Genomic DNA, 9,750 nt, shown 5'->3' with positions numbered 1-9,750 from the left:
CACTACATGGAGAGCTTACGACTCTTCGCATTTAGCGCCAGGAGGCATCGTAGCAGGGTACGCAGGTGCTTTGGATGTGAGAGTGAGGAACTCTTACTAATGGACAACGAAATTGTTGGGCGCTAGTATTCCAGGTGGAAACCGCGCGGAGAGAGTATGAAGATTTGTATAACGGGGGCGACGGGCTACATCGGCCAAGCTTTGACAGCTATGTTATCCGAACAACAAAGCATTGATGTCAAACTGCTCAGCCGAGATGATTGTCGTGCCCTCCAGGAGTACGAGTCTGATTTTTCTGCTGTCGAAAGCCGGATAATAGAAAAAGTCAGAGGGTCAGATGCAGTCATTCACCTGGCCGGAAGGGCTCACATACTAAACGGCAATGATAAATATGCGGAGGAAGAATTTCACTTTGTAAACGTGGCGCTAACTGCAAGCTTAGCACGACTGTCAGTTGCATTAAGCGTCAGGCAATTCATATTTATTAGCTCTATCGGTGTAATAGGCGACACAAGCACAAGTGTTTTATTTTCCGAATCCTCAAACACAAACCCAAAAACAACATATGCAAAGAGCAAACTCACCGCTGAGAAGGTACTGGCAGAAATATTGGAGCCTAGTAGTACGTCGCTAACCATCATAAGGCCTCCACTAGTATTTTCCGCCAATGCGCCGGGAAACTTTAACCGACTCCTGCGCGCTGTAAAGACATTTCCAGCTCTACCCTTTCGAAACACCAGAAGTGTCCGAAGCTTGATTAGCCTGGATAATCTTGTTGACTTTATTTTTACTTGCGCCACTCATCCAGGCGCGATGGGTGAGACATTTGTAATTTCAGACATAACAATATCAGTCCGAGAGCTGATAGAACTGCTTGCCAAAGGCATGGGACGGAAGGTTGTATTACTTCCAATCCCTCTTGATTTAACTAGAGGGATTGCTAGACTACTGCGAAAAGAACGGGCACATAACCAACTATTTGGATCTCTAATTATAGACAGCGCGAAGGCAACCAGGCTGTTAGGATGGACCCCAAAATCCGACCCTAAGGAGCTACTCATACTTTCGGGCTATAAGTATAACATCGATAATAACTAAGATGCTCGTAAGCGCTCCATGAACCCCAGATCCAAAGCGCTAAGCTGATCCCCGTTGCTGTGCTCCTGATTTCTTTCTGGAGCCTGCCTGCCATGATGCGACCCGGCACCAAAGTCGAAAAGTGTACCTTTACCCCAAGCTTGTTGACTTTCGAAAATCCATCGATAGCCTAGCCGCACTGGTCAAACTAGATATCAAGGCGGAGGTGTTCGACCGGTGCTTTTCGTCTTCCTCAACAAGCCGCGCAACCGCGTGAAGATCTTGTATTGGGGACGCAACGGTTTCGGCCTGTGGCTCAAGCGCTTGGGCTCCAAACGGTTCAAAACCTCCCCCGATCCGATTGACATCGCCGACACCGCAATTACCACTCGTCGACGAAGCGGAAAGCCTGGCCTAATCCTTGGATGAGGCTAGAGACGAAGAAGTGGTTGAGCGGATCAAACGCCGTGGCAAGCTAAAGACGCTGCCGGCTGATTTGCCGCGTATCGAAGTTATCCATGAGCTGACCTGCGCTTGCGGCTGGTGCAAACGTGCCATCGATGAAGAAACCAGCGAACAACTTTAAAGCGTGGTAGCAACGACTAAAGCTAACCATCGAGAACCCTATGCGTGGCTGCGCCACACACCGGAACGCCTGCCGCGGTCGTCCTCAAGGGAAGAATACGAAGTGCTACTGCCGTGGAATTTTACACCTCAAATACACAGCTAAGTGCGCTGTCCATCGTTCGTCAGGTGGGATTTATGGAGCATTTCCAGAAGCCCTATTAAAAGTCCCAGTTTCTGGCTAGGACTTTCTATTTCAGCGCCTATCCGGATGAGTAAGCCCTAGTTTAGAACGAAGCCATATGCGGATTTTTGCTGCCAAAGCAGGAGTGAGTCCAGACAAAATAACATTTGCGGTAGCTATCCAGTAGCGCGGCATTCCCCAGCACTTAATATATTTAGAAAATAGAACTTTAAGATATCTTCTTCTACTCCCAGGATCGCGCTGCATAACCTGGAACTCATGCGCAGTCAATACGGTCCCAGGCCCTAAGAACGCGGATAAAAAACGAGGCGGATATACAATACCGGCGCTCGAATAATCAAGCAGCTGAAAATTTTCCACCAGTACTTTTTCCCATAATGAAAAAAGCTCATAACTCGTATCGCAAGGATAACTCAGCGAGATATTCATCCCCTCTTTGGCAAGCCAGAGCCTGACTAAGGTTTGCTCTGGCGTTTCACGAAAAGAGGTATTTCCCGAGAAGTTTCCGAAAACTCTAACTCGAGTTGACCTGTTTCCTTGAAGCAGCGAAGCGACATCAGGCAGATCGCCCCCCCAGAAACTAGCCATATCCTCTTTAGTGCCAAACTGAACCAGGTCAGAAATGTGGAACAGGAAGGGAATTTTTAGATGATTCCGAAGAAACAAACTGGTGACTACAATTTTTCGCGACAGAAAAGCAAGGGTCTCGTGTTTCGATGTTAGTTCAGGCCTAATGCAAATATTATCGTTTAATAGTATGTGGTCTGCACGCATTTTCAAAACAAACGGGCGTGTGGATCGCTGAATACCCGTCAATGTAGAAACCATCTGTCTCGCTACATTGTTAACATTGCCTAGCGGTTCCACTAGCGGGGCAGGCTGTTTTGTAACTATCAGATGATCTATAGACGAAAGGTCTGAAGTGTCCTCTCCCTCCCAAGTAGATACGATTATTTCTGCATATGGCAAAAATTTCCTAATAGACTGCACTGTAGCATTTGCTCCATCCAAGGCGCTCGAGAGCGGTCCTTGGATGACAACGCTTATATCTTTGGAGGGGACCTTTGCACTCATATGAAAGATCTACTCACCGATGCCCTATTAGCGTCAAGATACCCATGGCCATATGGTAAACAAATCCATGGATGCGACGATATAGATTCAGGGCCCGGCCAAAATTCTTCCTATTCAGATTGGATAGCGCTAAGAGGTAGAGCAGGCGCTTTTTTTCTGCCTTTAAGAGCCAGGTTTTAGGCGCACCCAGCGCACTTCTCGCAGCATCTTTGATTAGCTCATAAGATTCGCTCTGGCTAAAGCGATCGGTTCCTTCCGAGTGCCCTATCTCGGCAACTATTATACCAAAAGCTTTTTGGCGGATAAAGTTTTGGGCAGGAGAGTGCGCGGGAGAGTTTTCTATGCAGATTTTAATTGCGTGAGCAAGGTCCTTCAGTTTCTTCTCCCGATCAACATCGCTCCAAGCGGAGGTCAATTGCCCCGACTGACCTACTCGGTATCTATATAAAGGGGCGCAGACAAAAGAAAATATATTGCTATCGCTGTAAAGGGAGGCGATAGCCGGTAGCTCCTCATAGTACTTCAAGTTCAACGAGAGAGTACTAACATCCATTGCACCACGCCTAAAGAAGTGCACCCAGAATGTATGATTAAACCCAGCCGTTATGCTGGTAACATTTTTTGCTTTGTCTGCACGGTACCAGCGAAGTTCTTTATTAATGTGCGGCGTATAAGAACATACAATGTTTTCAGAGAGAGTATCAAAAACCTCGAAGCCGAATACTACAACGTCTGAGTTGTATTTTTCTGCCGATGAAACCAGCATTTGAATAGCGTCATGATCAAGTAAGTCGTCAGAATCCATGACTAATAGGTAATCACCTTCAGCTGAACTGATACCTAATTTACGCGCTTTGTTTGCACCTTTCTCTTTGCTATCTATGACGCGGACCCGGGAATCAGAAGCCGCGAGTTTTTCGAGATATGCTAGTAGTTCAAATTGTGTGGAGTGGTCGTTAACTAGAACAAGCTCGAAGTTGGTGTAGCTCTGAGAGAGAATCGACTCAACACAATTTTCGAAGTAAGGCCAGGAGTTATGCACAGGCATAACAACTGAGACTTTTGATACTCTTCCCTTTGTAGGGAGAGGGGATATTTTACTCGTCGGCGTAGCATGAGCGTCGGCTCTATTATAACGAATTGATTCAAAACGGCTTTCGTGCTTAGAGTGATATTTTGGAAATGCAATGCTGAACTTTTGATCCTCGAGGAAAATAAAGTTAGATCTCAGCAGCGCTTCACTCTCTTTCTCTTTCTCTGCATCCCAGTCAGCATAGTCAATCAAATCAATGTCGAAAGACTTTTTAAAGCAGTTTACAGCAATGTATTGTTCGGGCGCCAAGCGAGCTTCTTCGTTAAGGCGAAAGCGCTCTGGATGAACGCGCTCAACAAAATACTCAGCCTCACTTTTAGTTTGCAATGGGAGATCCCACAGCAACAGCATGTCTTGTTTCAGCCCGAAATGCACATGATCCGATATATGGAAGAGCAACTTCCAATTGAAAAATGGCGTGGCCTGATAGTAGCGAACTGGGTTGCGCGACGTGAGATTATTAGAAACTATTCTGCGCTCGAACAAACTATAGTTTGTTCGACTGAATTTATCGGAGCTATAGGTTTCTATAAAGTCTATGGATTTTAGAACAATATCCGTGCGCAACTTTAAGCAGTACTTGCGAGTAGCCTGCTTTAGCCCTGCGACAGTACTTACAATTTGCCGATTAACATTGTTGGCTAACGACTCTGGGCTCGCCTTCTGTGCACCCGGGTCGGGATTTTCTAAGAATAGATCAATGAGAGGTGAAGGCGGCTCCTCCCCTGCCCAAGTCGATACTATAATTTCAGCATCAGGAAGGAGAAGTCGAACGCTATTTACCGCAGCTTGTGTTATTGACTGCCGCCCATAGTTATAGCTTCTATGGACAATAGGCCCCTGAATAATTACAGAGATCTCCGAGGAATCAATCTTCATAAATCAAAGCTCTTCATAGATCATGCCAGATATCACGGAATATATTTATCGTGCAAGGCGCCGGGGGTCTTTACCACAACATTAACAGTATCCGTCAGCGCTCGAAAGTCAGTCATGTCGCCGGGCTCAATGATTATGATGTCCCCTGAGGAGTACTCTATCCCATTCATAAGGACACGCCCTTCAACGATTAGAGTAATCTCGGTTGCAACTTTATGATAATGAGATGCCTCGTAGTCACCAGCAGTGTAACGCTTCAAACCAACTTCACAGGCTTCGGTGGCAAAGCTTGTCGGGTTGAAAGCTCCGACAAACCACCCACGGGTCATATCATCCAGCTTAAAGGTTTTCATGCGCTACCTCTTCCTGCACTTACTTCATACGCCTCCAACTGACGTTCAGTTTTCAATGGTGTGTACTGATCGCTATTGATAGGAAAGACGCCGACCTTAAAGCCCTTTAGAATAATTTCATTAAAAACTGGGCAGATGTAGAATTTGCCATTGACGCGGGCATCTTTACGAATCATCGACATTGCGCACTGGACAAATAATGCACCATTGGCGAACCAGTAAATCCCTCCCGTTGCGTTGTTACTGATTGGGTTTTTTTCAGCTGCTTCAGTCACGAGTCCTGCATCACCGAGCCTCACATAGGAGTAGCGCGGATGCACAGAGGGGAATGTGATTGTGCCAGCTGCTAACTTACGATCACGGAATGATTGAACAATTTCTACAAGGTCTGCACGAACCAGTTCGTTAGCGTTCATGATCAGAAGCTCTTGATCATTATCTATATGGTGAACGCCTGAAAGAATAGTGCACGCAGCACCTTGAGTGCGCTCACTCACACCAAACACTTCAGCTCGATCACTCAGGCGCTGCGCAACGTGATCCAAGTGGAACTTATCAATTTGAGCTTGTTGAAAAGCGAAGATAATTTTTTCTGGATTTAGGCCAGCACTCTCCGACACCAAGCGTTGCAATAGAGGAATACCGTTTACCTCGGCAAGGCAGCTTGGGTAGTCATCCCCACCGGCACCATGAGATGAGCCTGCTGAAAGAATTAGAATATTCATGCATCGGCCTCGCCAGCATCGATCTTTTTAATCCGAGCCATAATATTTTCCAAATTCACGTCAGCCACTTCTCTAACGACTAGGACATGCGCTCCCGCCGCAGTGGCTGCGCGGACGCCATTGTCATTGTCTTCTACAACAAGGCATTCATGCGGCTTCAGCCCCAAGTCTTCAATGGCTTTAGCGTAAATATCAGGAAAAGGTTTTGGCCTTTGAACATCTTCATTGGAAAGCATAAAGTCCAAGTATTGGTCGAGATGAGTGTACATCATCATCATTACAACTGTATTTTTTATTGAATTAGAAGCAACGGCCAGCCGGTATCCTCCCGCTTTAAGTTTTGACAGGGCATACTCATGCACAAACAAAGGTTTGCATTGTGTGTGGACCAGCTCCATCGTATATATTTGCTTCATCTCATTGATAAACTTGTGCAGACCTGCTGGCAGTCCGCGTTGGGATGTTAGCATTTCGAGTTTGGTTGAGGTAGGCAGCCCATCATAGGTTGTGAGATGCTCATCACGACTAATTTCATGACCAAATAGCCTGAGTGCTTGGTTCAGCGCCTCATAGTGCCAGTCTTTTGCCTCAACCAGAACTCCGTCCATGTCAAAAATTACAGCTCTAATCATTTTGGTTCTCCGAAGAAAAACTCAGTTGCTTCCTCTGGAAAATCAGTGCAGAGCATAAAATTCTCAGAGGATATTTGAGATAGCATTTCCCATTGCTTAGAGGGATTCCGCTTATGCAGATCTTCCGAGACGATGCAAACTCTTTTATTCCTATGAAGCATCTCTAATATCAGCGCATTGTCATACCAGACGCTATCGAAACCATCCAGCCAAATACCACGTGCTTGATCCACCCAAGCAGGTATCCTCTCAACCTCGCTCATCCTTATGAAGACTGGATTTCCGGCGTTAAGATGAGCTTTTGTATCTGGTATGGACATGTCAAAAACAAACCAATCCAAATCGGGATACTTACCAAACGCTACCTTAAGCACATTTGCTAAGCCGTCGGCTTTTATATTGACTGCTAGAGGTAAAGCCCGGTTATTTACTATGGACAAGAACTGATCTAGTGTAATTTCGCTACCCGATGGCATGTCATGAGATATCAGCAATAATCCACCGCAGTCTCGAACGTCAGTTTCAGTACCATAACCAAGCTCAAAGGAACGATTAAAAGCAATTTCTTGGTTTTTTTCTGTTTCTGCTTTCCAGTACCCTCTATGGGACATGATAATCATAACTGGACCTGAGCAGCTTTTACTGAAAGTGGTAGTGCTAAGAAAATATCTAGGTCGGCTGGGATACCCAGACCATACATCCCGTCAGCTTCAGAGCCGATATTGTAAACACCTACTTTCTTGTCGCCACTTATAATTTTGTCATAAGCGGGGGCAACATAAAACTCGCCATTCACCCGCTCATTGTTCAAGATCATTGCCTCAGCAGCCCTGACAAACTCTTCGCCATGTCGGAAATTATAAATTCCAACAGTTGCCTCATCAGAGATGACTTCTTTTTCTACGACGCGACTGACACTTCCATTGGCATTGAACCCCACATAGGACCACTTAGGATCATCAGCACTCATAGTCATGATCAAACCATCCAGCCCCTCACTATCAATCCTGGAAAGATAATCATCAATATCGCAATCAACATACTGATCACTATTTGCAATCATAAGGGGTGACGAGTTACAAATGTATTCTTTTGCAGCAAGCACTGTGCATGCTGCCCCTTCTGTTACGCCATCGATTTCAATTACAATTGACCCAGAAGCCCACCTTTTTAGCTTCTCTTGGAGAGCATACTTACTTGCATGCTCTCGCTGAACGATAAATATGAAACGATGCTCGCATTTTGGACGTAGATTCTCTATAACAACCCGAATCATCGGTACGCCGTGAATTTTGATTAATGGCTTTGGATCAACGTACCCGGCTTTGGAAAATCTGCTCCCAGCACCCGCCATGGGTATGACGATGTTAAGCATAGTTAACTCCTTTTTGATTATCTTCAAACACACCTTCCGCTACCACTCTTCCATGGTCTAAACGCATATAGCGTGCGCAAAATTGCTGTGCTTGATGATCATTGTGGGTTACGAGAATCAGGCTCATCCCGTCTTGTTGCATTGAACGGATTCGCTCAAAGCATTTTTGCTGAAACTCCGAGTCACCCACTGCCAATATTTCATCTGCTAGCAATATTGTTGGCCGGACATGAACCGCAATAGAGAAACCTAGTCTCATGTACATGCCGGAAGAATAGTGTTTTACAGGGGTGTCAATAAACTTACCCAACCCTGAAAACTCTACTACTTCGCTATATATTTCTCGGGTTTCTTTATTTGTTAATCCGTAAAGAGAGGCATTGAGATAGATGTTTTCCTGCCCAGTCAACTCCGGGTGAAAACCTACGCCAAGTTCGATAAGAGGTGCAATTCGGCCTTTTACTGCAATAGATCCGCTCGTTGGAAGCATGACACCTGCGAGCAACTGCATCAGTGTGCTTTTGCCAGATCCATTATGCCCCAGCAATGCCAAAGACTCGCCCGTCCCTAACTGGAAGGAAATGCTGTCTAGCACCTTAATTTTTTCAGAGGTCAGACGGCTTCGCTTATCCCACACGCCTACTACGCGCTGTTTTAGCGTCCTATGCGGTGTGTGGTGGAGTGTAAATATCTTACTGACATCCTGAACATTTATAATTGAAGTAGTCATAATTCTTCTACAATGGTTTTACTTTCTTTACGGAAGATTACAAATCCGAAAACCAACACCGTCAGACCAAGAAGAAGGCACCCGGCTAGAGCCTGAACGCTCGGAGAAATCCCGGCATAGAGGATGCTATTAAAAGCGTCAAAAAAAACATTCAAAGGATTAAGTTCAATCCAAGATCTCACCTCGGAAGTCAATGCCTCAGGCTGCCAAACGATAGGGGTTAGCCAGAATAGGATTGGCATCAAAACTTCTACTAGATGTTTTATGTCCCGCAATTTCACATAGAGCACGGAAAAAATTAAGCTGATACCCAGTGCGAAAGATAAAAAACCTATAAATACAATGGGATAATATAGCATTGACCAAGAGAGCGAGCCACCAAGAGGCAAAAATGCCGCCATATAAACCGCGAGGGAGGTCAGCCAGAATATCAGAACTGTTCCTGCACCTGCAACGGGCAAGAGAACACGGTCGAAATTAATTTTCTTTATAAGATTTCCGTTTCCGTACAGCCAATCACAGCTCTGGAGTACTAATTGAGAAAAAAGTGTCCAATGCAGTATCCCTGTGACCAAATGAAGAACATACTTAGGATCGGGATTCGAAAATATGAACTTAAAGACAACTAAAAAGGTCAGGGTTGTCAGCAATGGACTACCTAGGGACCACAAGAACCCTAGTGCGGACCCCATATATCTGACTCTAATATCTTTCTTGACTAAGTTTGCCACTAGATCAAAATTCGCCCTGCTCATTCGCGCCTTCCGCAGCCCATCGGTAATATAGAAATATCGCGAAACTGCCTATCCGCGAGTCCCGTAGGGAAAGTGTGTAGATCTTGAGTGCATTTGGCGTGCTAGGCTTTGTCGAGCCTTCCCGTCTTGCATGCAACTCCACGTCACAGCTCCAGCCTGCTAGAGGCTGGCTATATCCCTTAGCGGAATTATGGCCTTTTTCGGAAAAACTGTCTTCCCTTTTGCTCTACCAGCCAGCAGATTGGCCAATGGACTCGGGACCTCCCCAGTCAGGGGCCGCCTGTAGTA

General features: G+C 45.7%; 12 protein-coding genes. 3 read left to right on the top strand and 9 right to left on the bottom strand.

Annotated elements, in window-relative coordinates:
* The first annotated feature begins 156 nt into the window (after positions 1–156).
* From E3U47_RS24510 to E3U47_RS25570, 3 genes are all read left to right on the top strand, one after another.
* Entirely contained in the window at positions 157–1,098 is a 942-nt protein-coding gene (locus E3U47_RS24510; protein WP_256660337.1) for an NAD-dependent epimerase/dehydratase family protein, read from the top strand.
* Positions 1,099–1,314: 216 nt separating this feature from the next.
* Positions 1,315–1,506, top strand: a complete 192-nt coding sequence (tnpB, locus tag E3U47_RS25575) for an IS66 family insertion sequence element accessory protein TnpB (protein WP_372239553.1) — start codon at positions 1,315–1,317, stop codon at positions 1,504–1,506.
* Positions 1,507–1,666: 160 nt separating this feature from the next.
* The gene (locus tag E3U47_RS25570) at positions 1,667–1,807 is read left to right on the top strand and encodes a transposase domain-containing protein (RefSeq protein ID WP_134694152.1); all 141 of its coding nucleotides are present in this window, start codon (positions 1,667–1,669) and stop codon (positions 1,805–1,807) included.
* A gap of 90 nt (positions 1,808–1,897) precedes the next feature.
* Here the strand turns inward: E3U47_RS25570 and E3U47_RS24490 are convergent, their stop codons facing one another.
* From E3U47_RS24490 to E3U47_RS24450, 9 genes are read right to left on the bottom strand one after another with little or no spacing between them, the layout of a single operon-like run.
* Positions 1,898–2,920, bottom strand: a complete 1,023-nt coding sequence (locus tag E3U47_RS24490; RefSeq protein WP_134694151.1) for a WavE lipopolysaccharide synthesis family protein — start codon at positions 2,918–2,920, stop codon at positions 1,898–1,900.
* 13 nt (positions 2,921–2,933) lie between these two features.
* Positions 2,934–4,892, bottom strand: coding sequence for a WavE lipopolysaccharide synthesis family protein (locus tag E3U47_RS24485; RefSeq protein ID WP_134694150.1), 1,959 nt, complete (start codon positions 4,890–4,892; stop codon positions 2,934–2,936).
* A gap of 32 nt (positions 4,893–4,924) precedes the next feature.
* Positions 4,925–5,245, bottom strand: a complete 321-nt coding sequence (locus tag E3U47_RS24480) for a hypothetical protein (RefSeq protein WP_134694149.1) — start codon at positions 5,243–5,245, stop codon at positions 4,925–4,927.
* The gene (locus E3U47_RS24475) at positions 5,242–5,970 is read right to left on the bottom strand and encodes a glycosyltransferase family 2 protein (protein WP_134694148.1); all 729 of its coding nucleotides are present in this window, start codon (positions 5,968–5,970) and stop codon (positions 5,242–5,244) included. The genes E3U47_RS24480 and E3U47_RS24475 overlap by 4 nt, the downstream gene beginning before the upstream one ends.
* A complete protein-coding gene (locus E3U47_RS24470; RefSeq protein ID WP_134694147.1) occupies positions 5,967–6,602 on the bottom strand; it encodes an HAD family phosphatase in 636 nt (211 codons plus the stop codon). Before E3U47_RS24470 ends, E3U47_RS24475 begins: the two co-directional genes overlap by 4 nt.
* Positions 6,599–7,222: a phosphodiesterase gene (locus E3U47_RS24465; protein WP_134694146.1), complete on the bottom strand. Its 624-nt coding sequence runs from the start codon at positions 7,220–7,222 to the stop codon at positions 6,599–6,601. Before E3U47_RS24465 ends, E3U47_RS24470 begins: the two co-directional genes overlap by 4 nt.
* Positions 7,219–7,977 (bottom strand): glycosyltransferase family 2 protein, encoded by a 759-nt coding sequence (locus E3U47_RS24460; protein WP_134694145.1) that lies wholly within the window; start codon positions 7,975–7,977, stop codon positions 7,219–7,221. Before E3U47_RS24460 ends, E3U47_RS24465 begins: the two co-directional genes overlap by 4 nt.
* Positions 7,970–8,707, bottom strand: coding sequence for an ABC transporter ATP-binding protein (locus E3U47_RS24455; protein ID WP_134694144.1), 738 nt, complete (start codon positions 8,705–8,707; stop codon positions 7,970–7,972). Before E3U47_RS24455 ends, E3U47_RS24460 begins: the two co-directional genes overlap by 8 nt.
* The gene (locus E3U47_RS24450; RefSeq protein ID WP_134694143.1) at positions 8,704–9,462 is read right to left on the bottom strand and encodes an ABC transporter permease; all 759 of its coding nucleotides are present in this window, start codon (positions 9,460–9,462) and stop codon (positions 8,704–8,706) included. The genes E3U47_RS24455 and E3U47_RS24450 overlap by 4 nt, the downstream gene beginning before the upstream one ends.
* Between the last annotated feature and the right edge of the window lie 288 nt (positions 9,463–9,750).

Source organism: Pseudomonas sp. RIT623 (genome assembly GCF_004519305.1).
Lineage (GTDB): Bacteria > Pseudomonadota > Gammaproteobacteria > Pseudomonadales > Pseudomonadaceae > Aquipseudomonas.
Note: the sequence above shows the minus strand (reverse complement) of the source record. Positions and strands in the feature narration are given on the sequence as shown.

What these genes read in the sequence shown, in the direction of transcription:
- E3U47_RS24510 (WP_256660337.1), top strand. Translation starts at nt 157, where the DNA reads ATGAAGATTTGTATAACGGGGGCGACGGGCTACATCGGCCAAGCTTTG.
- E3U47_RS24490 (WP_134694151.1), bottom strand. Translation starts at nt 2,920, where the DNA reads ATGAGTGCAAAGGTCCCCTCCAAAGATATAAGCGTTGTCATCCAAGGA.
- E3U47_RS24485 (WP_134694150.1), bottom strand. Translation starts at nt 4,892, where the DNA reads ATGAAGATTGATTCCTCGGAGATCTCTGTAATTATTCAGGGGCCTATT.
- E3U47_RS24480 (WP_134694149.1), bottom strand. Translation starts at nt 5,245, where the DNA reads ATGAAAACCTTTAAGCTGGATGATATGACCCGTGGGTGGTTTGTCGGA.
- E3U47_RS24475 (WP_134694148.1), bottom strand. Translation starts at nt 5,970, where the DNA reads ATGAATATTCTAATTCTTTCAGCAGGCTCATCTCATGGTGCCGGTGGG.
- E3U47_RS24470 (WP_134694147.1), bottom strand. Translation starts at nt 6,602, where the DNA reads ATGATTAGAGCTGTAATTTTTGACATGGACGGAGTTCTGGTTGAGGCA.
- E3U47_RS24465 (WP_134694146.1), bottom strand. Translation starts at nt 7,222, where the DNA reads ATGATTATCATGTCCCATAGAGGGTACTGGAAAGCAGAAACAGAAAAA.
- E3U47_RS24460 (WP_134694145.1), bottom strand. Translation starts at nt 7,977, where the DNA reads ATGCTTAACATCGTCATACCCATGGCGGGTGCTGGGAGCAGATTTTCC.
- E3U47_RS24455 (WP_134694144.1), bottom strand. Translation starts at nt 8,707, where the DNA reads ATGACTACTTCAATTATAAATGTTCAGGATGTCAGTAAGATATTTACA.
- E3U47_RS24450 (WP_134694143.1), bottom strand. Translation starts at nt 9,462, where the DNA reads ATGAGCAGGGCGAATTTTGATCTAGTGGCAAACTTAGTCAAGAAAGAT.